This is a genomic window from Pseudomonas sp. Y24-6 (assembly GCF_020295325.1).
Classification (GTDB): domain Bacteria; phylum Pseudomonadota; class Gammaproteobacteria; order Pseudomonadales; family Pseudomonadaceae; genus Aquipseudomonas; species Aquipseudomonas gregormendelii.
The window spans coordinates 115,326-139,955 of sequence record NZ_JACBXG010000015.1 but is presented as its reverse complement, the minus strand read 5'-3'; the positions used below and the strand labels follow the sequence as shown (position 1 = coordinate 139,955).

The window sequence follows — 24,630 nt, the reverse complement described above, 5'->3', positions numbered from 1 at the left end:
AAGTGGGGCGAATTATAGACACCTGAGATCTGCCGTCAAGCACTGATTACGCTTTTCTATCAGAGCATCGAATTTGCTGCATAGAGATAGACGTAACACCACCGAATGCGCAGTATATTGCCCAGATATGGAATTACTCTCGCTTCCTGCCTTGGACGATGCCGCGAAATGAACAACCAGCCCCGCACTCTCTCCTCGACCCTGTTCTCGGTTGGCCTGCTATTAATAGCCATGGCATCGATCCAGTCTGGCGCATCGCTGGCCAAAAGCATGTTCCCATTAATAGGCGCTCAAGGGACCACGACCCTGCGCCTGATCTTCGCCAGCGTAATCATGCTGCTGATACTGCGGCCCTGGCGCGCCAAGCTCACCGCCAAGTCCCTGCGCACTGTCATCGTCTACGGCATGGCGCTGGGCGGCATGAACTTCCTCTTCTATATGTCCCTGCAAACGGTTCCCCTGGGGATCGCGGTCGCCCTTGAGTTCACTGGCCCCCTGGCCGTCGCGATCTATGCCTCGCGCCGAGCCATCGACTTCCTGTGGATTGCTTTAGCCGCGGTTGGCCTGCTCCTGCTGATTCCTACCGGGGCCACCAGCACCGGGATCGATCTCGTAGGCGCCGGTTATGCACTCGGTGCCGGCGTGTGCTGGGCGCTGTACATTCTTTTCGGGCAGAAAGCCGGCGCAGACAACGGCGTCCAGACAGCCGCGTTAGGCGTAATGATCGCAGCGCTGTTCGTCGCACCCATCGGGATCGTGCATGCAGGCGCGGCCTTGCTTACCCCCTCGCTGATTCCCGTGGCCATCGGCGTTGCCATCCTGTCCACTGCCCTGCCCTATACGCTGGAAATGGTCGCCCTCACGCGCATGCCTGCCCGCACCTTCGGTACGCTGATGAGTATCGAACCCGCTTTCGGCGCACTGTCTGGCTTACTGTTTCTGCAGGAATACCTTTCGTTGTCACAGTGGATGGCCATCATGTGCATTATCCTGGCATCCGTCGGCGCGACCCTGACCATGGGCAGCAATGCCAAGCCTGCGGTCGCGGTAGATTGATGAAGGATTTTACGAGGGTCTGGTATTTGACGGCCAATTAGGCCATGTTTAACGCCCTGCCCGGCCCGACGACCCGGCGCCAGGCAGGAATATTCAAGATCTGGATATCAAAACGCTTCAAACGAAAGCGAATGCAGTCAGACCCGGGCATCAGACCCGGGGACGCTATAGGGATAGTAATGAAACGAATTTTGATACTGATCGCGGTACTCGCAATTGCGGGTTGTGCGGCAACCTCCAAAACCCAGGTCAAGCACGGCAAGAAAGGGCTGCACATCAACTGTTCCGGTCTGTCGTCCTCTTGGGACAAGTGCTACACCAAGGCGGTCGACTCGTGTGCACCCAAAGGTTACAAGGTCATTGCCAAGTCGGGGGACTCAGTAGAAGAGCCAGGCGATTACCCGTTCGGCCTCAATCCAGCCGGCTACACCAGCCGCAGCATGATCGTCATCTGCAAGTAAGCGCACGTCAGGTTCGCGACTCTGCTATTTGCTTGCGGATTTCGTCGTAGCTGGACTTCAGCACCGTGCGCTGGACGTCCGGTGTCGCCAACATCCGCGCCACTACCAGCGCGCCAACGCACTGCGACAGGATGGCCCAGGCGAGGCTTTCGCTGCCCAGTGTCTGCGCCCAGTTTTGTTGAAGCCGACAGATCCAGTCTTGCGCCAGCTGACGAACCGCATCGTCCGAACGGGCAATCTCGGCGCCCAGGGCGGGCAAGGCACAACCGTTCTGCGCACTCTCGACATGCGCCATGCTGAGGTATTGCCGCAGGCAGCGATCCAGCTTCTGCAAGTCCTGATCCCCTTCCAGCCGGCACAGGCTTTGCCCCAGCTCGCGCTCCACAATCGCAGCAAACAGTTCATCCTTGGACGAGAAGTGGCTATAAAAAGCTCCTCCGCTCAAACCGATCGCCTTCATCAGGCCATCCACCCCCACGGTAGAGAACCCGGACTGCTTCGCCGATACGGCGCTGCTCTGCAAGAGCCTTTCTCTGGTTTCCAGCTTGTGGTTGGCCGAATAACGCATCGCCTTGCCCTCAGAAGTAATCACCTTGACGCTAGTCGGATCGTAGCATAACGTTCGTTTAGTTAACGATCGTTTACTAAAGGGTTTGCCATGAATAACAAGAAGGTCGTACTCGTTGTTGGCGCCGGTGATGCTACAGGTGGCGCAATTGCCAAACGCTTTGCGCAGGAAGGCTTCATCGCCTGTGTCACCCGACGCAGCGCCGATAAACTCCAGCCTCTGGTCGATGCCATCAAGGCTCTTGGTGCAGAGGCCCATGGTTTTTCCTGCGATGCGCGCAAGGAAGACGAGGTCGTGGCGCTGATCGAGCAGATTGAAAGCCAGATCGGCCCCATCGAAGCCTTCGTTTTCAATATCGGCGCCAACGTCCCGTGCAGCATCCTTGAAGAGACCGCGCGCAAATACTTCAAGATCTGGGAGATGGCCTGTTTCTCAGGTTTTCTCAACGGGCGCGAAGTGGCCAAGCGCATGGCCCAACGGCAGCGCGGAACGATTCTGTTCACCGGCGCGACCGCCGGGCTGCGCGGTGCAGCAGGCTTTGCAGCTTTTGCCGGGGCCAAACACGGGATCCGCGCCTTGGCCCAGAGCATGGCCCGGGAACTGGGGCCGATGAATATTCACGTGGCCCACGTGGTGGTCGACGGCGCAATCGATACCGATTTCATCCGCGATAACTTCCCCGAGAAATACGCCACCAAAGACCAGGACGGCATCCTCAACCCCGAGCACATTGCCGACAATTACTGGCACCTGCACAGTCAGCCCCGTGATGCCTGGACCTTCGAGCTCGATCTACGTCCCTGGAACGAACGCTGGTAAGCCCTTCCTTACAATTAAGCAGAGCACTTCGATCATGACTAAAACCGTGGAGTTCTTTTTCGACCTTGGCAGTCCGGCCACCTACCTGGCCTCTACGCAACTGCCGCGGATCTGCCAGCAGACCGACAGCCAGCTGATCTACGTTCCGATGCTGCTGGGGGGTGTATTCAAGGCGACGGGCAACGCTTCGCCAGTAACCATTGCCGCCAAGGGCCGGTACATGTTCCAGGACCTGGCTCGATATGCGAAACGCTACGGCGTGCCACTCAAATTCAACCCGCACTTTCCCATCAATACCCTGACGTTGATGCGCGCGGTGACCGGCATGCAGCTACGCCATCCCGAGCGGCTCGAGGTATTCATCGACTGCCTGTTCCGGGCGCTGTGGGTTGAGGGTCGCAACATGCATGATCCGCAAACGGTTGCTGCAGTGCTGACGGAACACGGATTTGATCCAGCTGAAACGCTGGCACTGACCGCAGACGAGCAAGTGAAGACTGCGCTCAAGGACAACACTGAGCGAGCGGTGCAACGAGGGGTGTTTGGTGCACCGAGCATGTTCGTGGGTGATCAGCTGTTCTTCGGCCAGGACCGACTGGACTTCGTGGTTGAAGCCCTGAGCTGAATACAGGCGCCGCCATCGGCGCCTGATCTTGCGATAATCAGATAGCAGCTGTGCGTGTGTTCAACCACTCAAGCGCAGCGCCATCGAGCAGCGGAGCGAGGCGCTCACGCACTTGGGCGTGATACGCGTTGAACCACTGTTTTTCGTCCTCTGTCAGCAGCGCTGGCACCAGGCAGCGGGTATCGATTGGGCACAGCGTAAGCGTTTCGAATTTGAGGAATTCACCAAACTCGCTGTTGCCCGCTTCGCGATTCAGTACCAGGTTTTCGATTCGAACACCCCAGCGGCCAGGACGGTAGGTACCCGGTTCGATGGAGGTAATCATGCCCGGCTGCATGGCGGTTTGCGGTGCGGCAGCGGCTTGGTAGGCAATCACCTGCGGACCTTCATGCACGTTCAGGAAATACCCTACGCCGTGACCCGTACCGTGACCATAATCGACGCTTTCGGCCCAGATCGGCGCGCGCGCAATGGCGTCCAGTAGCGGTGAAAGAATACCTTTGGGAAACTGTGCCCGGGACAAGGCGATGACGCCCTTGAGCACTCGTGTGCAATCACGCTTCTGCTCCTCGGTCGGGGTACCGACCGGAACCATCCGCGTAATATCGGTGGTGCCGCCCAGATACTGGCCACCGGAGTCGATCAACAACAGGCCATCGCCCTCTATCACCGCGTGCGCTTCTTCGGTGGCGTGGTAGTGCGGCATCGCACCGTTGGCGTTGAAGGCGGCGATGGTGTTGAAACTCAGCGACACATAACCCGGACGACGCATGCGTGCTGCCGTCAGGTGTTCGTCGATGGTCAGTTCGGTGATACGCTCACGACCCCATGCCGACTCCAGCCAGGCGAAGAACTCGCACAGCGCCGCACCGTCCTGCTCCATGGCCAGGCGGATATGCTCGGCGTCCGCCAGGCTTTTCTGCGATTTGGCCAGGGTGGTCGGGTTCAGGCCCTCGACCAGTTTCACGCCGCTATCCAAATTGTCCAGCAACCCGGCGGTGACCCGTGCCGGATCGATTTGCAGGCTCGCGCCGGCCGGTAACGCGCGCAAAGCGTCAGCCACTTCGCTGTAATCACGCAGCGTTACGCCGTCCTGTTCAAGGGTGGCGCGCAAGTCGGCGCTGACCTTGCTCATGGCCACGAACAAGGTAGCCTGGTCCTGCCCGATCAAGGCGAAGGAAACAAACACCGGATTGAACGACACGTCGCCGCCACGCAGGTTGAACAACCAGGCAATGTCATCGAGAGTGGCGATGAAATGCCAGTCAGCTCCACGCGCCTTCATTACCTCGCGCAGCTTGCCGAGTTTTTCGGTGCGGCTGACGGTCGCCTGGGGTGGCAGGTGCTGATAGATCGGCTCGTTGGGCAAGGTCGGGCGATCGCTCCAGACTTCGCTTAACAAGTCGATGTCCGTGCGCAAGCGAGCACCGCGCTCCTCGAGCTTGCCACCCAGGGTGCGCGCCGAGGCCACTGCCATCACCGCACCGTCCACTGCCACCACACCACCTTCGGGGGTTTGCTCAGCAAGCCAGTCCAGTGGCCCAGGCTGGCCCGGTTGCAGCTTGACCAGTTCGATGCCACTGCCCTCAAGCTCCCTGGTCGCCTGCTCCCAATAACGGCTGTCGGCCCAGACTCCAGCGAAGTCCGGTGTGACGATCAGCGTGCCGACGGAACCATGAAAGCCCGATAGCCACTGACGCCCTTGCCAGTAACCCGGCAGGTATTCCGACAAATGCGGGTCTGCTGACGGCACCAGCAGCGCATGAATGCCCTCCCGGCTCATCAGCTCGCGGGTTTGCGCCAGGCGCTGGGGCACTGACCCATTGATCGAAGGCTGCGTACTCATCATGTCTCCTGCTAATCACGTATTCATTATTGTTGAAGCGCTGAGGTGCATGGGCGCTTTAAGACCTATTGCCAGAATGCCGGAGCACTGGTGCAGGCCGCTTTTATCAGGTCTGCCGCCTGGTCAATGTCCTGCGCGGTGGTGAACCGTCCAAGACTCAAGCGGATGGTGCGACTTGCCGAGTGGGTGTCATGCCCCAGGGCGAGCAACACGTGAGAGGGGGCGTTGCTCGCGGAATTGCAGGCCGACGTCGCGGAAAAAGCGATCGAATGGCTCAACGCCGCGGAATTGAACTCACCCTCGGCAAACGTCAGGCTCAGGGTGTGGGGAATGCGTTGCGACGGGCTACCGTTGAGACGAACGCCGGGAATGCTTGAAAGTTGTTCGAGCAGGCGTTCGCGCAGACCGGCAACGATGACTTTTTCATCCTCGAACAGCTGCGCCGCCAACTCGAATGCCACACCCATGGCCGCAATCTGATGGGTAGCCAACGTACCCGAGCGCAAGCCGCCCTCGTGCCCGCCACCGTGAATCTGTGCGTACAGGCGTTGTTGCGCACGGGGACCCACGTACAACGCACCGATACCTTTAGGGCCATAGATTTTGTGGGCGGAAAACGACATCAAGTCCACCGGCAATTGCGCCAGGTCGATGACGACCTTGCCGGCGCCCTGCGCCGCGTCGACGTGAAACAAGGCATCACGCGCACGCACGATGTCGCCAATGGCGGCGATATCGTTGACCGTACCCAGTTCGTTATTGACCAGCATCAGCGAGACCAGGAAGGTGTCTTCACGCATGGCTTCGCTGACCGCCTGCGCGGTAATCAGGCCATCGGCATCAGGCACCAGGTAAGTGACCGCGACCCCGGCATCCTGCAATTGCCTGGCCGTGTCGAGTATCGCCTTGTGCTCGATCTGACTGGTAATGACATGGCCGCCAGCGACGCCTCGCGCCTGGGCCACGCCCTTGAGCGCGAGGTTATTCGATTCGGTGGCGCCGGAAGTCCAGACGATCTGATCGGCCTCGGCACCCACCAGATTGGCGACCTGCCGGCGGGCATGTTCTACGGTTTGCCGAGCCTGTTGCCCGAACGCATGGGAGCTGGACGCGGGGTTACCGAAGTTGCCGGTGAAACCCAGGCACTCGACCATGACCTTGATGACCCGCTCATCCACCGGAGTGGTGGCGGCGTAGTCGAAATACAACGGGCGTTTATTCATATAAGACTCGCAGAGCAGGTTCCGGGATCAGGAATCTCGTTGCTGGAACGGCAAAGCGCAGCCTCGTGAGCTACGCCGACATCCCAGAACGTTAGAAATACCCGATCAGAGGCCGTTAAAGAAGAACAACTTCATTTAAAAGTGCGTAGGAACGCTCCTGAAGTCGAGCTTAACAGGCATCGGCCAACCGGTTGAAGCAATGCATCAGCCGATGCTCTCCAGCAGCAGCGGATAAAGCGATATCACCAGCAGCGCGGCCATGCCCCAGTTGAACACGCGCAACCAGCGGTGATCCTTCAACACATTGCGCAGCAGCGTACCGCAGGCCGCCCAGACGCCGACGCTGGGCAGATTGATCACGGCAAAGACGGCAGCAATCACGATCACATTGATGAAGTAGCCCTGCATCGGTGTGTAGGTACTGATGGCGCCAATGGCCATGATCCAGGCCTTGGGGTTCACCCACTGAAAGGCCGCCGCACCCAGGTAGCTGATCGGCTTGCCCTTGCCGTCCTCGCTGTCGGACACCGGTCCGGAGTGGGCGATCTTCCACGCCAGATACAACAGATAGGCGGCGCCTGCATAACGCAACACGGTGTAAAGCAATGGATAGGTTTGAAACACCGCGCCCAGGCCGAAACCCACCGCCACCACCAATACGAAGAAGCCGCAGGTAATGCCCAGCATATGCGGGATGGTGCGGTTAAAGCCGAAATTCACCCCAGATGCCAGCAACATGGTGTTGTTCGGACCAGGGGTAATCGAGGTGACCAGTGCAAACAGCGCAAAGCCCAGCAGCAGATCGAGAGAGAGCGTCATCGGTGGCAGTCCGTCAGGGTCGGTCAGGTATCGACCCTATCGCAAGGGTTGCCTGAAGCCCATGGACAGTTAGGTAAAACTTCGAGCGGTACAGTCGTTCAGCTTGGGCGGCCGTGCAGCTGGACAGCACGTTCGGCGTTCATTTCGCCCTGTTTGTCGAAGCTGAAGGCTTTCTGCGGCTGGCCAAGCAATGCAGCTTTTTTCGCGTGGTACTCGTCAAACGACAGGCTGCGACGATTCAGATCTTCCAGGGCCAATTGGCGGCTTTCTTGCGGAGTGTATGGGCGTAACTCCGGGGAAACGTGGCCCGCACATCCAGCGAGTACGGAGGCAGCGAGCAACAGCAAAACGGCGATGGGAGATTTCATGGCGTGGCGTCCTGGCATCTGGGTTCGGGGCAATGAACACAGGCTACTCGCGCCCCTCGCCGGGCAGAAATCAACGCTCTCGATAGTGGGTATCAAGCTTTCAGCCTCACTACCGCAAACACCTTGGAGGCAGACCGCCAATATTCTATATAGATCTATAAATATCTTTTAATGTTCTTTTGAGGAATAACAACGAGCCGTTATAACAACCCCATCGCGTCGGCATCACTGTTGCTCCTGCAACTGTTGGCCCGGCAACAGCGAATCAACAAACAGCACCCGGAAGCGACAGTGGTAAGCGCCAGGCGGGGCGCAGCCCCCATGAAACAAGGCTTTCAGGGGTTGGTATAGCTCTTGCTCAACCCAGTGACTACTCACTGCTCCCCGAGCAACTGTTTAAAAGGAACTGATCATGTCGCGCCCATTGAAAGTCGTTGCCGTCTCCGGTGGTACCTGGCGTCCATCCCGTACCCTGGCACTGACTCAAGCGCTGTTGGCCGAGTTGTCCGAACACTTGGTGATCGAAAGCAAAGTGATCGAACTGGGCGACATTGCCCGGCCCTTGGGTTCGGCGCTGTCCCGCCAGGAACTGGGACCGCAGGTCGAAGCCGAGTTGCAGGCGATCGAGAACGCCGATCTGTTGATCGTTGCCGCACCGGTGTTTCGCGGCTCCTATCCAGGCCTGCTCAAGCACCTGTTCGACCTGATTGACCTCAATGCGCTGATCGATACGCCGGTGCTGCTGGCTGCCACCGGCGGCAGCGAACGGCACGCCCTGGTACTCGATCATCAACTGCGCCCGCTGTTCAGTTTCTTCCAGGCCCTAACGTTGCCGATTGGCGTCTACGCCACCGAAGCCGATTTCTCCAACTACCAAATAACCAGTGAGCCCTTGAAGGCCCGCATTCGTCTTGCTGCAGAACGCGCCGCACCGCTGTTCGGCGCGCACCCCAAAAATCTGCTGAAAATCGCTTAAGGATCTCTTCATGGATGTTTTCTGGTTCCTGCCCACCCACGGCGACGGCCACTACCTGGGCACCACCCAGGGCGCTCGCCCGGTGACCCTCAACTATCTGAAGCAAGTCGCCCAGGCCGCTGACAGCCTTGGCTACCACGGCGTGCTGATTCCCACCGGGCGCTCCTGCGAAGATTCGTGGGTGATTGCCTCGGCACTGGTGCCGCTGACCGAACGTCTGCGTTACCTGGTCGCCATCCGGCCGGGCATCATCTCGCCGACCGTATCGGCACGCATGGCTGCCACCCTGGATCGCCTGTCCGGCGGACGCTTGCTGATCAACGTGGTCACCGGTGGCGACCCGGATGAAAACCGCGGCGACGGCAGTTTCCTTGATCACAGCGAACGCTACGAGGTGACCGACGAGTTCCTGAAAATCTGGCGCCGTGTGCTGCAAGGCGAATCGGTTGATTTCGAAGGCAAACACCTGCGGGTCCAGAATGCCAAGGCGCTGTATCCACCGGTGCAGAAACCCTATCCACCGCTGTACTTCGGTGGTTCTTCGCAGGCTGCCCACGATCTCGCGGCCGAACAGGTCGACGTCTACCTGACCTGGGGCGAACCGCCCGCCGCCGTGGCGCAAAAACTCGCCGATGTGCGTGAGCGCGCTGCGCGCCAAGGGCGCACGGTCAAATTTGGAATTCGCTTGCATGTCATCGTGCGCGAGACGGCTGAGGAGGCCTGGAAAGCCGCCGACAAACTGATCGAGCACATCAGCGATGAAACCATCCAGGCGGCACAGAAATCCTTCTCGCGCTTTGATTCGGAAGGCCAGCGACGCATGGCCGCGTTGCATGACGGGCGTCGCGACAACCTGGAGATTTCACCCAACTTGTGGGCCGGTGTCGGCCTGGTACGTGGCGGTGCCGGTACTGCACTGGTGGGGGATCCGCAGCAGGTTGCCGCGCGGATTAAAGAGTACGCAGACCTGGGCATCGAGAGCTTCATTTTCTCCGGCTACCCGCACCTCGAAGAAGCCTACCGCTTTGCCGAACTGGTGTTCCCGCTGCTGCCCGAGCCCTACGCCAGCCTGGCCGGGCGCGGCGTGACCAACCTTACCGGACCGTTTGGCGAAATGATTGCCAACGATGTGCTACCCGGCAAAGCCACGGCTTAAAGGGTGCTCCCAGTGGGAGTGAGTCTGCTCGCTACCACTGGGGGATGTGCATCGAATTTCCTGAGGAACCCCCGTGACTGCCAAGCCACAAAGCGCCTTGATATCCCCGCTGCAGACCGCCCGGCAACTGGCCGCGCAGTTTGCACTCACCGCTGTCGAGCGCGATGAACGCGGCGGTACGCCCAAAGCCGAACGTGATGCGTTGCGTGAAAGCGGCCTGCTCGCCTTGAGCATCCCCACCGAATACGGGGGCCTGGGCGCTCGCTGGAGTGAAACCCTGGCCATCGTGCGCGAGTTCGCCAAGGTCGACAGCTCGATCGCCCATGTCTTCGGCTTCCATCACCTGATGCTCGCCACCGTGCGCCTGTTTGCCCGGCCCGAACAATGGCAACCCTGGTTTGAGCAGACCGCGCGCAAGAACTGGTTTTGGGGTAATGCCTTGAACCCCCTGGACACCCGCACCGTAGTACGCAAGCTGGATGGCTGGCGCGAGTTCTCCGGCAAGAAAAGCTTCTGCTCCGGTGCCAGCGATTCGCAAATGCTGATTGCCTCGGCGGTGGATGAAACGGCCGGTGGCAAGCTGTTGATCGCGGCGATCCCCAGCAGTCGCAGTGGCATTACCCTGCACAACGACTGGAACAACATGGGCCAGCGCCAGACCGACAGCGGCAGTGCCACCTTCGAACGGGTGCGGGTGGAGGAATCGGAACTGCTACTCGACCCAGGCCCGTTGAGCACGCCATTCGCCTGCCTGCGCCCACTGATCGCCCAACTGACCTTTACCCACATGTTTCTCGGTATCGCCGAAGGCGCCTTCGATGAGGCTAGGGCATATACCCTTACCGAAACCCGCCCCTGGCATAAATCCAACAGCCGGGAGGTCAGCCAGGACCCTTATGTACTGGGTCATTACGGCGAATTCTGGGTGGCGCTCGAAGGCGTTCGATTGCTCGTGGAGCGTGCCGCCGACCTGCTCGACAAGGCCTGGGCAAAGGGCCCGAAACTCAGTGCCGAAGAACGCGGGCACTTGGCGATTGCCATCGCTACCGCGAAGGTCGCCGCTACCCGCAGCGGCCTGGACCTGTGCACCCGCCTCTTCGAGGTGACCGGTGCGCGCTCAACCCACGCCTCGCTCAGGCTGGACCGTCACTGGCGCAACCTGCGCACGCAAACCCTGCACGATCCGGTGGATTACAAACTCCATGAGCTGGGTGACTGGGCGCTGAACCAGTGCCTGCCGATTCCGACTTTCTATTCCTAGCCTGCCATTCATGGAGCGAACCCCATGCAACTGCTGACCTTACCACCCTCGCCCGCGTTGGCCACCTCAATCCGAGCCACCGCCCAAGTGTTCGAAGACCCGAAATCCCAAGCTTTGCTTGCGCACTTGCAGCAGGTGGCGCCGAGTGAGGCCAGCGTGCTGATCATCGGCGAAACCGGCACCGGCAAGGAGCTGGTAGCCCGACACATTCATAACCTGAGCGCGCGGCGCAATCGCCCTTTCGTCGCCGTGAATTGCGGCGCCTTCTCCGAATCCCTGGTCGAGGCGGAGCTGTTCGGGCATGAGAAAGGTGCGTTTACCGGTGCACTCAGTGCCAAGGCCGGCTGGTTCGAAGAGGCGAATGGCGGCACCTTGTTCCTCGATGAAATCGGCGACCTGCCGATGGCGATCCAGGTCAAGTTACTGCGCGTGTTGCAGGAGCGCGAAGTGGTGCGCCTGGGCTCGCGCAAGAGCATTCCGATCGATGTACGGGTGCTCGCCGCCACCAACGTGCAGTTGGAGAAAGCCATCAACGCGGGGCACTTTCGCGAGGACCTGTATTACCGCCTCGACGTGGTCAGCCTGGAACTGAGCCCGCTGCGCGATCGACCCGGCGACATCCTGCCGCTGACCCGGCACTTCGTCGATGCCTACAGCCAGCGCCTGGGCTACGGCACTATCACGATCACCAAAGAGGCTGAACTGAAACTGCGCAGCTACAGTTGGCCAGGCAATATTCGTGAACTGGAAAACGTCATCCACCACACCTTGCTGATCTGCCGCAATGGCGTCATCGAACGCGATGACCTGCGCCTGTCGAACATGCGCATCGAACGTCAGGACGACCAGGGCGGCAGCTTCGACGACTCCCCGGAAGCCCTGCTCGAGCGGGCATTTGAAAAACTCTTCGAGGAACAGGCCGGAGCGCTGCATGAAAAGGTCGAGGATGCATTGCTGCGCGCAGCCTATCGCTTCAGCCATTACAACCAGGTGCACACCGCCGCACTGCTGGGGCTGAGCCGCAATGTGACGCGCACCCGGCTGATCAAGATCGGTGAACTGGCGGTGAACAAACGCCGGCCTGCGGAAAACCTCCAGGGTGAGCGCTTGATGCAGCTGTCTATCTAGCCCACCAGATGGCAGTGCAGCGCGTTGTCATGACTACGTTCCAGGCTGTGCAACACCTGGAACGAGCCGAAGGTCACGGTCTTCGCCTGATGGGCACGAATCAATTGCCAGAAATCCTGCTCGCCACTTTCAAACTGCTGGAACGCCGCTTCCCCTGCTTCGCGCGTCTGCCATTGAAGATAGTTGAGCACCCGCCGGCCATCTTCGCTGGCCTGGATACTGGCACTGAGGAAACCCGCGTAGTCCTGAGCCAGGCGTTCGGTTTGCATCGATAGCGCCGACACCAGTGCCGGTTGCTGATGAGGTTCGATCTCGAACTCGATTAGTTGGGTAAAACTGCGATTTTTCTCTGGCGCCTGCATGAAAAAGTCCCCGTCTGTGTATGCCGGACATTGCGATCCGAAGGCTTGCAGGGTAAAACCTCCAGTTAAGTCAAGGTCAAGAGGGATTTTTCAAATGATGACCCCGCCCCCCCTGCAGCGGGAACTCACGGTCGGCCAGGTTGCCGCCCGCAGCGGCGTGGCAGTCACCGCGCTGCACTTTTATGAAACCAAGGGCCTGATCAAGAGCAATCGCAACCAGGGCAACCAGCGCCGCTACCCGCGGGAAGTGTTGCGCCGGGTGGCGTTGATCAAGGTGGCACAACGCCTGGGCATTCCGTTGGCAGAGATTGGTAAGGCGCTGCAATCGCTGCCCGATAACCGCGCACCGACCGCCGCCGACTGGAAGGTGTTGTCGGCGCAGTGGAGCCGGGATCTGGATGAGCGGATCAACCAGCTGACGTTGCTGCGCGACCGGTTGAATGGATGTATTGGTTGCGGATGCCTGTCGATGGAGGCCTGCCCGTTGCGCAATTTTGGTGATGTTTTGGGGGACCGTGGACCTGGGGCGCATTTGCTGGAGGAGGACTGAGTGCTGCGAAGGGTAAAGCAGGTCAAAAGATCGCAGCCTTCGGCAGCTCCTACTATATTTGTGGGACATTCTCATTGCATAAAAACCTGGGAGAACCGCCATGAGCGTCAAACCCATTCCAGAGGGCTATCACAGCATTACGCCATATCTGGGTATTCAAAAAGCTGCCGAAGCCATCGAGTTCTACAAAAAAGCCTTCGGTGCCGTCGAAGTGATGCGCCTGGCGATGCCCGATGGTGGAATCGGTCACGCCGAGTTGCGCATAGGCGATTGCCCGATCATGTTGGGCACCCCCTGTGATCAGGGGCCATTGAGCAATCCCGATGAGTCCCCTTGCGTGGGATTGCATCTGTACGTCAATGATGTGGATGCCTCGTATAAACAGGCGATTGCTGCTGGTGGCATTGTCGTGTCCGAGGTCAAGGATCAGTTCTATGGTGATCGGTCCGGCACGCTCAAAGACCCCTACGGACACCTGTGGTTTCTGGCCACGCGCAAGGAAGATCTGACCCAGGAGCAAATCGAGCAGCGCGCGCAGGAAATGTTCCAGCAGGGCTGACTTCCCGGTCCGCCTCCACCGTTACCTCGACGCTGGAGGCGGATTAACGACGCTAGAAACATTTTCTTGCATATGCGGGTTCGGGATTTTTGATTCTCATTCGTCTTATATAGATGCAGTCTGCTCGCGTAGGCAAAAGCCACGAGCGACTTTTCATCGACCCAACGCTGGGGAGCCTGCAGCCAAGGTCCTCTCATCGCTATAAGACTTACATCATGTCGAAGAAATCCCGTTCCAAAATCTGGTTTCTGGTGCACAGCTGGCTGGCGCTGCCGATCTGGTTTTTTGTACTGATCGTCTGCGTGACCGGCACACTTGCCGTGGTCAGCCAGGAGATCGTCTGGCTGGCCAATCCGCAAATGCGCGCCAGCCAGCCTTCCGATGATGCCCCGATGCTCAACTACGACCAGATCGTCGCCGCGATCAAAACGGCCGAGCCGAACACCCTGGTCGAAAGCATCAGCCGTCCCGACGAGTCGCACTTTGCCCTCGACGTCGAGGTCAGCTACCCGGACGGGCGTTCGGTGACGGTCTACGTCAATCCTTATACCGGGGTCATACAGGGCACGGCGCCGCAATTCAATTTCAAGGCCTTCACCCGCGCACTGCATGGCTGGTGGCTGGTGCCGTTTACCAACGGTTACAGCTGGGGCTGGTACCTGGTGTCGTTCCTGAGTCTGCCGATGCTGGCGTCCCTGATCACCGGGCTGGTGGTGTACAAGAAATTCTGGAAAGGCTTCCTCAAGCCGACCCTGCGCATTCGTCACGGTGCACGAATCTTCTGGGGCGACTTTCACCGGCTCAGCGGCATCTGGTCGATCTGGTTTATCGCGGTAATTTCCGTGACCAGCACCTGGTTCCTGATCGAGGCATTCATGTTCGATAACCAGGTGAGGATTTCCACTGCCCCGGTGGCCCTGGTAGTGCCTCGAGAGAGCGTGCCGGTGAGTACCGATGGTTCGCCTGCGCCGATGATCAGCCTGCAGAATGCGATTACCCAGGCCAAGGAGCGTATTCCAGGGTTGGAGGACAGCTTTGTCAGCATGCCCGCCAATGCCTACAGCTACCTGACGGTAGGCGGACGCAGCTGGTACCCGCTGATGTTCCAGACCGCCGATATCAACCCCTACACCGGTGAAATCGCCTCCACTCGCCTGCTCTCGGATCGCTCCGGGCTGGAGCTGGTAACCGAATCCATGCGTCCCCTGCACACCGGCGACTTTGGCGGCCTGTGGATCAAGCTGATCTGGTTCTTCTTCGGCTTGCTGCTGAGCATGATGGTCCTCAGTGGCCTGCTGATCTGGACCAAACGCACCGCCCTGGCCACGGCCAACGCCCTGAAGCGGGAAAACAAACGTGCCCGAGTGCCAACTGCCCCTCGCCACGAAACCACGGAGGTGAGCCAATGAGCCTGCTCGTTGCGGATAAACCCTCTTCGAAACTGAGCCGTTTCTGGCACAAATGGCGCTTCCACATCAATGTCCTGCTGTTGCTGGTACCGCTGGGTTTCATGCCCAAGTACTTCGCCGATGCCGCGCTGTTCCGGGGTGATACCGGTTTGGGTGAACGCGAAGCCGGAGAAGTGCAGGTCGGCCCCTGGAGCCTGCGCCTGGCTGAACTGCGCAACGAAGCGCCGCGACTGGATGGGCCCGCCGGCTACATGAAGAGCTTCAACGCCGCGCTATGCGACAGCTGCCGCGAGCAGGTCAAGGCCACCTACCTGCGCATCGGCAAGCCCCGCAGCCTGCGCGCCGCCGGGGTGATTTTCTTTGGCACGCCTTACCGCATGGGCGCCATGTTGCCGATCCCGGAAAAGACCAAGGCCGATGCCGAACTGTGGATCACCATGGAGGGCTGGGACGGCGCCATGCACCAGGCTTCCATGCCCCTGAGCCAGGCATCCCCCGCCACCATCGAGTGGCTGACCAAACAAGGAGGCAAACCATGACTTTGCGTCATCTGCGCAACCTGGTGCTGGCGCTCTGCGCCGGATTCAGCACCAGCGCCCTGGCCCATAACCCGATGTGCGAATGCAAGGCCGTCGACGCCGAACAGATCGAATGTACCGGGGGCTTTTCCGATGGCAGCGGTGCCCCGGGTGTGACCCTGGATGTGATCGGCTACGACGAAACCATTCTGGTGCCCGGCAAGCTCGGCGCCGATTCGAAGATGACTTTCAAGAAACCCGCCGCCGAGTTCTATGTGCTGTTCGATGCGGGCCCGGGCCATGTGGTGGAAATAGACCAGGCGGACATCCAGACCCCATGAGCACCCCCACAAATCAGATAGTCCGCCCGGCCGGAGCCGGCCACGAAACGCTGTACGTATTGCTCTTGTGCCTGATGATCCTGGCCGTGGCCGCATCGGTCGTGGCCTGGCGCCATGAGTCCCAGGAGGTCAGCACCGTAGCCAGTCATCAACTGGATGCGCGCCGCGACCTGAGCGCTTCCGAACAGGGCATCTACGCCGACCTGCGGGTCACGCTCGACGAGATCCACTTGTTGCGCCAGGAGCAGCAGGCATTGCCAACGCCGGTGCTGCTGGCTGACGAAGGCTTCGCGCCATTTGCCCAGGACGCCAGCTCGGTCAGTCGTGGCAGCCATGCCTGGGAGTTGCTGCAGGACCAGGCTTATTTCGGCCAGAGCCAGTCTCCCGACGTGGCCGGCTCTTTCCTGATGCGCCTCACCGCGGGTGACGATGAGCCGGACATCTGGCTGCATCGCGGCAAAGCCCTCAAGGCGCCAGCCGATCTTGCCGACTCCGCGCTCGAAAGCGCCGGCTGGCAGCAGATCGTCGCGCAATTCGATGCCGGCGTCACTCGCCAGCATCGGCACTGACCCCTCGCCTTTACCCGAGAGAAACCGCTTTCCCATGCCTATTTCATCTCAACGTTTCATGCGCGCCCTGCTGGCTGGCCTGCTTGCCTGCCTGCTGGTCCCCCTGGCCAGTGCTGAAGAGGCCAAGCGCCTGCGCATCGGTATCACCCTGCATCCGTACTACAGCTACGTGGCAAATATCGTCGGCGACAAGGCCGAAGTGGTGCCTTTGATTCCCGCCGGTTTCAACCCGCATGCCTACGAGCCACGCGCCGAAGACATCAAGCGCATCAGCGGACTGGACGTGGTTGTGCTCAACGGGGTTGGGCATGACGATTTCGCCGACCGCATGATCGCCGCCAGCGAAACGCCCAACGTGGCGGTGATCGAAGCCAACGAAAACGTGCCGCTGCTGGCCGCTACCGGCGTGGCTGCCCGTGGGGCCGGCAAGGTCGTCAACCCGCATACCTTCCTGTCGATCAGCGCCTCGATTGCCCAGGTCAACAACATTGCCCGGGAGCTGGGGAAACTTGATCCGGCGAACGCCAAGACCTACACCCAGAACGCCCGAGCCTACGGCAAACGGCTGCGGCAGATGCGCGCCGACGCCCTGGCGAAACTCACCGAAGCGCCCAATGCAGAGCTGCGCGTAGCCACCGTGCATGCCGCCTACGACTACCTGCTGCGCGAGTTCGGCCTGGAAGTGACGGCCGTGGTCGAGCCTGCCCACGGTATCGAGCCCAGCCCAAGCCAGTTGAAAAAGACCATCGACCAGTTGCGAGAGCTGGACGTGAAAGTGATTTTCTCCGAGATGGACTTCCCATCGAGCTATGTCGACACCATCCAGCGTGAATCCGGGGTGAAACTGTACCCGCTGTCGCACATTTCCTATGGCGAATACACGGCTGAAAAGTATGAGAAGGAAATGACCGGCAACCTCAACACCGTGGTCCGGGCTATTCAGGAGTCGGGCGCATGACTGTCCAGGAGACCCTGATTGTCCAAAGCACCGGCCCGACCCTGGATTTTGCCGACGTCGGCCTGACCCTCGGCCGCACCACGATCCTTGACCAGGTGACCTTCCAGGTACAGCCCGGCAGCATTCATGCACTGGTCGGACCCAACGGGGGCGGCAAGAGCTCGCTGATCAAGACCCTGCTCGGGCAAATGCCCCACCAGGGCCGCCTGAGCCTGCAATGGCCAGGCACCCCGGGAACGATCGGCTACGTGCCGCAAGCGCTGGAGTTTGATCGCGGACTGCCGATGACCGTCGACGACTTCATGGCCGCGATGTGCCAGCGTCGACCGGCATTTCTGGGGGTGAGCAAGCATTACGCGGCAGCCATCGGTGATGCCCTGGAACGGGTCGGCATGCAGGACAAACGCAAACGACGCATGGGCGCTTTGTCCGGTGGCGAACGTCAGCGAGTATTGCTGGCCCAGGGGCTGATCCCGCCGCCGCAGTTGCTGGTGCTCGATGAACCCATGTCGGCTCTCGATGAAGCCGGCATCCAGGTTTTCGAGCGACTTCTCGGGCACTGGCGCCAAAGCGGCATCACGGTACTGTGGATCGAGCATGACCTGGAAGCGGTAGGCCGTCTGGCGGACCGGGTCACCGGGCTCAACCGCCGGGTGCTGTTCGATGCAACGCCCAAGCAGGCACTGACACCGGAACGCCTGCTGACGCTGTTTTCCACCCATCCACGGAGCGCTGCCTGATGAGTTATGAAGCCTTTCGCCTGATGATTCAGGGCTGGGCGTCTTCGGGTTACCTGCCTGAAGCGCTGGCGTACGGGTTCGTGGTCAATGCGTTGTTGGCAGGCCTGCTGATCGGACCGGTGCTGGGTGGCCTGGGCACCCTGGTGGTGGTCAAGCGCTTTGCGTTTTTCTCCGAAGCAGTCGGCCACGCGGCACTGACCGGCGTGGCCGTCGGCATTCTGCTGGGGGAACCTTACACCGGGCCTTATGGCAGCCTGTTTGGCTACTGCCTGCTGTTCGGCATCCTGCTTAACTACTTGCGCAACCGCACCGGGCTGTCACCGGATACGCTGATCGGCGTGTTCCTCTCCGTTTCGTTAGCCCTGGGTGCCAGCCTGCTATTGATTCTCGCCGGCAAGATCAACGTGCACATCCTTGAAAACGTGCTGTTCGGTTCGGTCCTGACGGTCAACGGGAATGACCTGCTGGTGTTGGCCATCGTGGGTTCACTGGTCATGGCACTGGCCTTGCCGCTGTACAACCGTATCATGCTCGCCAGCTTCAATCCGCAGCTGGCGGCGGTGCGCGGGGTGGCGGTGAAGACCCTCGATTACCTGTTCGTGATTCTGGTAACCCTGATCACCGTCGCCGCCGTGAAAGTGATCGGCGCCATTCTGGTCGGGGCCCTGCTGGTCATTCCGGCGGCGGCTGCACGGTTGCTCAGCCAGTCGCTCAAGGGCTTTTTCTGGTGCTCGGTGCTGATCGCCACGATCAGTACCCTGTGCGGCATTCTCGCGCCGATCGTTTTTGATCTGCCTATTCCATCCGGTGCCGCGATCATCCTGGTGGCCGGCATCGCCTTCGCCCTGGCGGCCGTTGCCCGTGGCGTCGTTCCTGGCCTGAAAGGGAATATCGGATAATGTCTTTTAAGTTGCGTCAACTAACCCTGGCGGTCGCCTTGTGCACCTTGGCCCACACGGCCTTCGCGGCCGACAGCACAAAACCGCTACGCGTGCTGGCCTCACTGCCGATCACCTATGGCTTGGGCGAAGTCCTGCTCAAGGGCACCAACGTCCAGCTCGAACGCGCCGCGCCGGCGAACCTGCCCGGCAGCCGGCAGACCGCCTACTTCACCGGCCGAGGTGCACCGGCCCTGGCCAAACTGGCGACCGATGCCGATGCCGTGATCGGCCTGCGTTCGTTGTGGGCCGACGACCCGCTCTATCCCATGTCCCGACGCAGCAACATCCGGGTCGTCGAAGTCGATGCTGCCCGCCCGGTGGACGGCGCCCTGCCCGGGATCGCCGTACAGCCGGACAACAAGGTCGACGGCCTCAACAGCCAGCCATGGTTGTCCAGCAACAACATGGGACGCATGGCGGATGTGATGGCGGCAGATCTGGTGCGCCTGGCACCCGCAGCCAAGCCGGTCATCGAGGCCAACCTGGCGACGCTCAAACAGCGCCTGCTGAAGTTCAGTGCCGACAGCGAAGCTCGCCTGGCCCGCGCCGACAACCTCAGCGTAATGAGCCTCAGCGATCATTTCGGTTACCTGATTGGTGGTCTCAACCTGGAACTGATCGGCCTCGACGCCCGCCCGGATGCCGAATGGACCCCGGAGGCACTCAAGCAACTGGCGGCCACGCTCAAGGACAATGATGTGGCCGTGGTGTTACATCACCGCCAGCCGTCGGATGCGCTCAAAGCGGTGATTACCGAGGCAGGAAGCCGCCTGGTGGTACTGAATATCGATGGGGTGAATCCGGTGGATGAGCTGGAAGGGAATGTGGATTCGGTGATCAAGGGGTTGAGTGACCCAGCCGCTCCCTCCCCCCTGTAGGCGCTGTCGAATGCAATAAGGCTGCGATCTTTTCTGCAGCCCAGGCACCAAAAAGCCCGCTGACTGTCACCAGTCCAGCGGGCTTTTTGTGACAGGCAGGCTCAGAGCACCGCAGCCGCCTGCTCTTCCATCTTCTTGCGCAGGCTCAGTGGGCGCATATCCGTCCAGGTTTCCTCGATGTAGGCCAGGCACTCCTTCTTCAGGCCGCTCTTGCCCACGGTGCGCCAGCCTTGCGGCACGGCCTTGTAGTCAGGCCAGATCGAATACTGCTCTTCGTGGTTGACCACGACTTGAAATAGGATGTCCTCGCGGTCGAATACTGACGTCATTGGTGTTTCTCCATCGATGTAGGGTGGGCTGCACGCAAGTGCATCCGGTCTGTAGAAGGTACGTTCGGGACGCGGGAAAATTTAGAGACTGGCGGTGGCAGCGGCCATGGCCCTGCCAAAGATTTCGGCTACCTGATCGATTTCGCTGGAGGTAATCACCAGCGGTGGCAGGAAGCGCACCACGCCGCCATGTCGCCCGCCCAGCTCGAGGATCAAACCTCGCTTGAGGCACTCACGCTGCACCAGCGGAGCCAGGCGGGCAAAGATCGGCGGGTGACCTTGGGCATCCGGCACACCGGATGGGTCAACCAGTTCTACGCCGAGCATCAGACCTCGACCGCGTATGTCACCCAGCTGCGGAAAATCCCGCTGCAGGATGCGCAGGTGTTCGCCCAGGCGCTCGCCCATGGCGGTGGCATGCTCGCAGACCCTGTGCTCGGTCAGATAGCGCATCACGGCGGATCCGGCGGCCATCGCCATCTGGTTACCGCGGAAGGTCCCGGCATGGGCGCCCGGAAGCCAGGTGTCGAGCCAGTCCCGATAGACCACCACCGCCAACGGCAGGCTGCCGCCGATGGCCTTGGACATCACCACCACGTCCGGAATGATCCCGGCGTGTTCAAAGGCAAACATCTTGCCGGTGCGTCCAAACCCGCTCTGGATTTCGTCGACTATCAGCGCCACCCCGGCTTTTTCGGTAATACGGCGCAAGCCACGCAACCAGTCGAGGTCAGCCGGAATAACCCCGCCCTCGCCCTGCACCGCTTCGACTATCACCGCCGCAGGCAACTCCACGCCCGCTTCCGGGTCACTCAGCAGATTTTCCAGGTAGCTCAGGTTGACCTTGACCCCTTGTGCGCCGCCGAGCCCGAACGGGCAACGGTAGTCGTAGGGATAGGGCATGAATTGCACTCCGCTGCCGAGTAAGGCCGCCATGGGTTTTTTCGGCGCCAGGCTGCCCATCAGGCTGAGCGCGCCCTGACTCATGCCGTGGTAGCCGCCTTGAAATGACAACACGGTGCTGCGACCGGTGGCGGTGCGCACCAGCTTCAACGCCGCCTCCACGGCGTCGGTGCCGGTGGGTCCGCAGAACTGGATTTTCGCTTCGCCAGCCAACCCCTGTGGCAGCAGGGCGAACAGGTCCTGGACGAATTGATCTTTGACCGGAGTCGTCAGGTCAAGGGTGTGCAACGGCAATTCATCGGCCAGCACCTGCCGGATCGCCTCAATCACTACTGCGTGGTTGTGCCCCAACGCCAGCGTGCCTGCGCCGGCGAGGCAGTCGATGAAACGGCGGCCTTCGACGTCTTCGACATAGATACCCTTGGCCCGCTTGAGCGCCAGGGGGATGCGCCGTGGATAGCTGCGGGCGTTAGACTCCTGCCGGGTCTGTCGCGCCAGCAACGGCGACTCGTTGAACTGATAAAGCGTTTCGGCCGGCGCCGGAGTGACCCGCGCCGACTGATCTTGCACAAGGCTGGTAGCGACTGACATCTCTCGACCCCTCAAAAAGGTTTTCCTGTTGTGGAAACGCTTCAGGCGGCTGAGGATTTAGACCCTTGGTCAGGTTTTGCAGCAGGCAACAACAGCCCTTTGCGCATGGGAATGGCCTGCAGACCGGCAACCTTGAAGGTCGGGGCGCAGGGCTGGTATCCCAGATGCCGGTAGAACCCCTCGCCAGTGAGCGTACTGTTGAGCTGCACGTGGCACAGGCCATGACTGATCAACCAGCTTTCCAGGTCAGCCACCAGCGCCTGGCCCGCGCCGCGCCGAAACCATTCCGGTTGCACGTAGCAAAACGCCAACTTGCCGCTGATCGCAGCCATGGCGGCGCCCACTGGCTTGTCCTGTAGCAAGGCGATGTTGAGGTAAAACCGCGGGTCAGTCAGCCAGGCCATGACATGCCTGACGGTTTTGCTGTGGGTCCAGGTGGCAACGGTGTGTGGATCGTTGCGGTGATCAATGGCGCAGCCAACGCGGATCGAACGTTCGACTATCCGGCAGATGATGCCGGCGTCGGCGGGGGTTGCCTTGCAGACATGCAGGGATGTTTCCATGGCGCCAGTACCTCAATCCATTGAGTCAAAGCCGGCGAGGACGATAGCGCTACGGGGGCCGGATGCCTATCGGATAGACGTTACTTTTGATGTGTAACCACGCCCTCTCAGACCGGCTGCAATGGCATCGTCAGTTCAACCCGCAAGCCATCCGGCTTGCTGTCGAACTTCAGCGTGCAACCGCAGCGCTGGACAATTGCCTGGACAATCGCCAACCCCAGGCCACAGCCGGTGCTTTGGCCATTGCGCCAGAAGCGCTGGGTAAGATGTTGCAAATCATCCTCGGCGATACCAGGGCCATGATCGCGAACCACGAACTGCACGCGGTTTTCGACTGTTTCCACGCTCAAGTCCACCGGACCATCACCCGGGGTGTGACGCAGTGCGTTGTCCAGCAAGTTACGCAGTGCGGCAATCGACAGTACCGCCGGCATTTGCACCGGCGCTGCGGAAAGCCTTGCCGGCGCCTTGAAGCGGATGCGCTGGCGATCGCCACTGCCGGCGTCCTGGATCGCCAGCCTGGCCACCTGCTCGGCATTGCATTGCACACCGTCATCGAACGACAGACTGCCTTCGACACGCGCCAGCAACAGCAATTGTTCGAGGGTGCGGTGCAGACGGTCAGCCCCCTCTTCCGCCCGGGCGAGGGACTGGTCCCGAGCGGCGCCCTCGGTCATGCGCGCGACCTGCAGGTGGGTCTTGATCGCCGTCAGCGGGCTACGCAATTCGTGGGCCGCGTCGCCAGTCAGGCGCCGCTCGCGCTCGATGGTCTTGCCAATCCGTTGCAGCAACTGATTCTGGGTGTCGAGCAACGGCTGCAATTCGCTGGGCAGCGGCTGGATCTGCAACGGTTCCAGGGAGTCGGCGCTGCGCCGCATCAGGGCATCACGCATGCGATTGAGCGGCGCCAGGCCCTGGCCGATCCCCAACCACAGCAGGCACAGGCAACCGAGCAACGCCACGCCGACCGGCACCGATGCCGCCAGCAGGATCGACATGTTCAACGCTTCGCGCTCGATCTGCCGGTCGGCGGTGGTGATGCGCAGGTCTCCCCGAACCAGGGTGAAACTGCGCCAGGGCGCGCCATCGATCATCTGGTCATGAAAACCCAGTTGCTCGGCTTCCAGGGTCTGTTGCGGATCGGTGTGACTGCGGGCCAGGATCTCGCCCCGCAGTGAACTGACCTGGCACGCCATGCCGCCCGGGATGTTCAGTTGCTCGGCACTGAAATGGGTGCCCTCGCCCTTGCTCGGAAGCGCCGGCAGTTGCTCCATCAACCCGGCGACCATGCGCGCCGACGCCACCAGGCGCTGGTCGAGGGAAAACATCATCTGGTTGCGCAGGTCGCTGAGCATCCAGGCAGCCGCCAGCGCCCAGATCAGCGCGAACGCGGCGCCCAGGGTCAGGCTCAGGCGCAAGCGCAGGCTCATCACTTCGAACGATCTCCACTGTCTGCCGGGCCCAGGCGGTAACCCAGGCCGCGTACGGTCTCGACGATGCCGTTACCGAGTTTGCGCCGCAGGTGATGGATGTGCACGTTCAGGGCGTTGCTTTCCAGCTCGTCGTTGAACCCATAGACACTGTCTTTGAGCTGTTCCGTGGACAGGACCCGGCCCCGGTTGTGCAACAGCGCCTGCAACAGCGATTGCTCACGCCGTGACAAGTCAACCGGCTGCCCGCCCAGGGTGGTTTCGCGGCTACTCGGATCGTAGGTCAGCGCGCCATGCTCGATCAGGTTGACGCTGCGCCCCGCCACCCGCCGCAACAAGGTGTGCAGGCGCGCGGCCAGTTCACGCAGGTCGAACGGCTTGAGCAGGTAATCGTCGGCGCCCGCTTGCAGCCCATCGACCCGGTCCGTGACCGAATCCCGGGCGGTGAGGATCAGCACCGGAATCTCCAGGCCACTGTGACGCAACTGCTGCAACAGCTTCAGGCCGTCCTCATCGGGCAGGCCAAGGTCGAGCACCATGACGTCGAACTCGGCAACCTTGAGCATCGCCCGGGCAGCCGATGCGGTAGCCACGTGCTCCACGGTCAGGCCCTGGGCGGTGAGGCCGGCGACTATGCCGCTGGCGATCAGCTCATCGTCTTCGCAAACCAGTACGTGCATAGT

General features: G+C 60.8%; 29 protein-coding genes. 18 read left to right on the top strand and 11 right to left on the bottom strand.

Features of this window, described 5'->3' with window-relative positions; all coding sequences use genetic code 11:
• Positions 1-168: 168 nt before the first annotated feature.
• Complete coding sequence (gene rhtA, locus HYI44_RS24740; RefSeq protein ID WP_122841303.1) at positions 169-1,056, top strand: threonine/homoserine exporter RhtA; 888 nt, start codon at positions 169-171, stop codon at positions 1,054-1,056.
• A 179-nt stretch (positions 1,057-1,235) separates the two neighbouring features.
• The gene (locus HYI44_RS24735) at positions 1,236-1,517 is read left to right on the top strand and encodes a hypothetical protein (RefSeq protein ID WP_045058153.1); all 282 of its coding nucleotides are present in this window, start codon (positions 1,236-1,238) and stop codon (positions 1,515-1,517) included.
• A gap of 7 nt (positions 1,518-1,524) precedes the next feature.
• Here HYI44_RS24735 and HYI44_RS24730 read toward each other — a convergent pair whose 3' ends face one another.
• Positions 1,525-2,085 (bottom strand): TetR/AcrR family transcriptional regulator, encoded by a 561-nt coding sequence (locus HYI44_RS24730; protein WP_225570752.1) that lies wholly within the window; start codon positions 2,083-2,085, stop codon positions 1,525-1,527.
• 90 nt (positions 2,086-2,175) lie between these two features.
• On the opposite strand from HYI44_RS24730, the gene HYI44_RS24725 reads away from it, so the two are divergent.
• On the top strand, positions 2,176-2,904 hold the full coding sequence (locus tag HYI44_RS24725) for an SDR family oxidoreductase (RefSeq protein WP_225570747.1): 729 nt from the start codon (positions 2,176-2,178) through the stop codon (positions 2,902-2,904).
• Between the two features lie 34 nt (positions 2,905-2,938).
• Positions 2,939-3,529 (top strand): 2-hydroxychromene-2-carboxylate isomerase, encoded by a 591-nt coding sequence (locus tag HYI44_RS24720; RefSeq protein ID WP_225570746.1) that lies wholly within the window; start codon positions 2,939-2,941, stop codon positions 3,527-3,529.
• A 37-nt stretch (positions 3,530-3,566) separates the two neighbouring features.
• Here the strand turns inward: HYI44_RS24720 and HYI44_RS24715 are convergent, their stop codons facing one another.
• From HYI44_RS24715 to HYI44_RS24700, 4 genes are all read right to left on the bottom strand, one after another.
• Positions 3,567-5,375, bottom strand: a complete 1,809-nt coding sequence (locus HYI44_RS24715) for an aminopeptidase P family protein (protein ID WP_225570745.1) — start codon at positions 5,373-5,375, stop codon at positions 3,567-3,569.
• A gap of 65 nt (positions 5,376-5,440) precedes the next feature.
• Complete coding sequence (locus HYI44_RS24710) at positions 5,441-6,598, bottom strand: cysteine desulfurase family protein (RefSeq protein WP_225570744.1); 1,158 nt, start codon at positions 6,596-6,598, stop codon at positions 5,441-5,443.
• A 204-nt stretch (positions 6,599-6,802) separates the two neighbouring features.
• A complete protein-coding gene (locus tag HYI44_RS24705; RefSeq protein ID WP_122841309.1) occupies positions 6,803-7,417 on the bottom strand; it encodes a LysE family translocator in 615 nt (204 codons plus the stop codon).
• Positions 7,418-7,515: 98 nt separating this feature from the next.
• Positions 7,516-7,785: a hypothetical protein gene (locus HYI44_RS24700; protein ID WP_122841310.1), complete on the bottom strand. Its 270-nt coding sequence runs from the start codon at positions 7,783-7,785 to the stop codon at positions 7,516-7,518.
• 412 nt (positions 7,786-8,197) lie between these two features.
• On the opposite strand from HYI44_RS24700, the gene msuE reads away from it, so the two are divergent.
• From msuE to HYI44_RS24680, 4 genes are all read left to right on the top strand, one after another.
• Entirely contained in the window at positions 8,198-8,761 is a 564-nt protein-coding gene (msuE, locus tag HYI44_RS24695) for an FMN reductase (protein WP_122841311.1), read from the top strand.
• A 10-nt stretch (positions 8,762-8,771) separates the two neighbouring features.
• The gene (gene ssuD, locus HYI44_RS24690; RefSeq protein WP_122841312.1) at positions 8,772-9,917 is read left to right on the top strand and encodes an FMNH2-dependent alkanesulfonate monooxygenase; all 1,146 of its coding nucleotides are present in this window, start codon (positions 8,772-8,774) and stop codon (positions 9,915-9,917) included.
• 73 nt (positions 9,918-9,990) lie between these two features.
• Positions 9,991-11,178 carry an acyl-CoA dehydrogenase family protein gene (locus HYI44_RS24685; RefSeq protein ID WP_122841313.1) on the top strand — a complete coding sequence of 396 codons (1,188 nt, stop codon included), beginning with the start codon at positions 9,991-9,993 and terminating at the stop codon, positions 11,176-11,178.
• Between the two features lie 24 nt (positions 11,179-11,202).
• Complete coding sequence (locus HYI44_RS24680) at positions 11,203-12,306, top strand: sigma-54 interaction domain-containing protein (protein ID WP_122841314.1); 1,104 nt, start codon at positions 11,203-11,205, stop codon at positions 12,304-12,306.
• Here the strand turns inward: HYI44_RS24680 and HYI44_RS24675 are convergent.
• Complete coding sequence (locus HYI44_RS24675) at positions 12,303-12,668, bottom strand: antibiotic biosynthesis monooxygenase (RefSeq protein ID WP_122841315.1); 366 nt, start codon at positions 12,666-12,668, stop codon at positions 12,303-12,305. The two genes, HYI44_RS24680 and HYI44_RS24675, sit on opposite strands and share 4 nt — an antisense overlap.
• A 94-nt stretch (positions 12,669-12,762) precedes the next feature.
• Between HYI44_RS24675 and soxR the strand changes: the two genes are divergently transcribed.
• The 10 genes from soxR to HYI44_RS24625 all read left to right on the top strand — a co-directional run bounded on the left by soxR (position 12,763) and on the right by HYI44_RS24625 (position 20,131).
• Positions 12,763-13,218: a redox-sensitive transcriptional activator SoxR gene (soxR, locus tag HYI44_RS24670; RefSeq protein WP_225570743.1), complete on the top strand. Its 456-nt coding sequence runs from the start codon at positions 12,763-12,765 to the stop codon at positions 13,216-13,218.
• Positions 13,219-13,318: 100 nt separating this feature from the next.
• A complete protein-coding gene (locus tag HYI44_RS24665) occupies positions 13,319-13,777 on the top strand; it encodes a VOC family protein (protein WP_225570742.1) in 459 nt (152 codons plus the stop codon).
• A 215-nt stretch (positions 13,778-13,992) separates the two neighbouring features.
• Positions 13,993-15,186 (top strand): PepSY-associated TM helix domain-containing protein, encoded by a 1,194-nt coding sequence (locus HYI44_RS24660; RefSeq protein ID WP_225570741.1) that lies wholly within the window; start codon positions 13,993-13,995, stop codon positions 15,184-15,186.
• Positions 15,183-15,725, top strand: a complete 543-nt coding sequence (locus HYI44_RS24655) for a thiamine pyrophosphate-binding protein (RefSeq protein WP_225570740.1) — start codon at positions 15,183-15,185, stop codon at positions 15,723-15,725. Before HYI44_RS24660 ends, HYI44_RS24655 begins: the two co-directional genes overlap by 4 nt.
• Positions 15,722-16,045, top strand: coding sequence for a hypothetical protein (locus tag HYI44_RS24650; protein ID WP_122841320.1), 324 nt, complete (start codon positions 15,722-15,724; stop codon positions 16,043-16,045). The genes HYI44_RS24655 and HYI44_RS24650 overlap by 4 nt, the downstream gene beginning before the upstream one ends.
• Positions 16,042-16,614, top strand: coding sequence for a DUF6162 family protein (locus HYI44_RS24645; protein ID WP_122841321.1), 573 nt, complete (start codon positions 16,042-16,044; stop codon positions 16,612-16,614). The genes HYI44_RS24650 and HYI44_RS24645 overlap by 4 nt, the downstream gene beginning before the upstream one ends.
• Before the next feature lie 34 nt (positions 16,615-16,648).
• On the top strand, positions 16,649-17,572 hold the full coding sequence (locus HYI44_RS24640; RefSeq protein ID WP_225570739.1) for a metal ABC transporter substrate-binding protein: 924 nt from the start codon (positions 16,649-16,651) through the stop codon (positions 17,570-17,572).
• Positions 17,569-18,312, top strand: a complete 744-nt coding sequence (locus tag HYI44_RS24635) for a metal ABC transporter ATP-binding protein (protein WP_225570738.1) — start codon at positions 17,569-17,571, stop codon at positions 18,310-18,312. The genes HYI44_RS24640 and HYI44_RS24635 overlap by 4 nt, the downstream gene beginning before the upstream one ends.
• Complete coding sequence (locus HYI44_RS24630) at positions 18,312-19,211, top strand: metal ABC transporter permease (RefSeq protein ID WP_045058132.1); 900 nt, start codon at positions 18,312-18,314, stop codon at positions 19,209-19,211. Before HYI44_RS24635 ends, HYI44_RS24630 begins: the two co-directional genes overlap by 1 nt.
• Positions 19,211-20,131 (top strand): metal ABC transporter substrate-binding protein, encoded by a 921-nt coding sequence (locus HYI44_RS24625; protein WP_225570737.1) that lies wholly within the window; start codon positions 19,211-19,213, stop codon positions 20,129-20,131. The genes HYI44_RS24630 and HYI44_RS24625 overlap by 1 nt, the downstream gene beginning before the upstream one ends.
• A 101-nt stretch (positions 20,132-20,232) precedes the next feature.
• Here the strand turns inward: HYI44_RS24625 and HYI44_RS24620 are convergent, their stop codons facing one another.
• The 5 genes from HYI44_RS24620 to HYI44_RS24600 all read right to left on the bottom strand — a co-directional run bounded on the left by HYI44_RS24620 (position 20,233) and on the right by HYI44_RS24600 (position 24,627).
• On the bottom strand, positions 20,233-20,460 hold the full coding sequence (locus HYI44_RS24620) for an MbtH family protein (protein ID WP_122841325.1): 228 nt from the start codon (positions 20,458-20,460) through the stop codon (positions 20,233-20,235).
• 81 nt (positions 20,461-20,541) lie between these two features.
• The gene (locus tag HYI44_RS24615; RefSeq protein ID WP_122841326.1) at positions 20,542-21,954 is read right to left on the bottom strand and encodes an aspartate aminotransferase family protein; all 1,413 of its coding nucleotides are present in this window, start codon (positions 21,952-21,954) and stop codon (positions 20,542-20,544) included.
• A gap of 41 nt (positions 21,955-21,995) precedes the next feature.
• Positions 21,996-22,517 (bottom strand): GNAT family N-acetyltransferase, encoded by a 522-nt coding sequence (locus HYI44_RS24610; RefSeq protein WP_225570736.1) that lies wholly within the window; start codon positions 22,515-22,517, stop codon positions 21,996-21,998.
• 107 nt (positions 22,518-22,624) lie between these two features.
• A complete protein-coding gene (locus tag HYI44_RS24605; RefSeq protein WP_045058127.1) occupies positions 22,625-23,950 on the bottom strand; it encodes an ATP-binding protein in 1,326 nt (441 codons plus the stop codon).
• Positions 23,947-24,627 (bottom strand): response regulator, encoded by a 681-nt coding sequence (locus HYI44_RS24600; protein WP_122841328.1) that lies wholly within the window; start codon positions 24,625-24,627, stop codon positions 23,947-23,949. Before HYI44_RS24600 ends, HYI44_RS24605 begins: the two co-directional genes overlap by 4 nt.
• Positions 24,628-24,630: the final 3 nt, after the last annotated feature.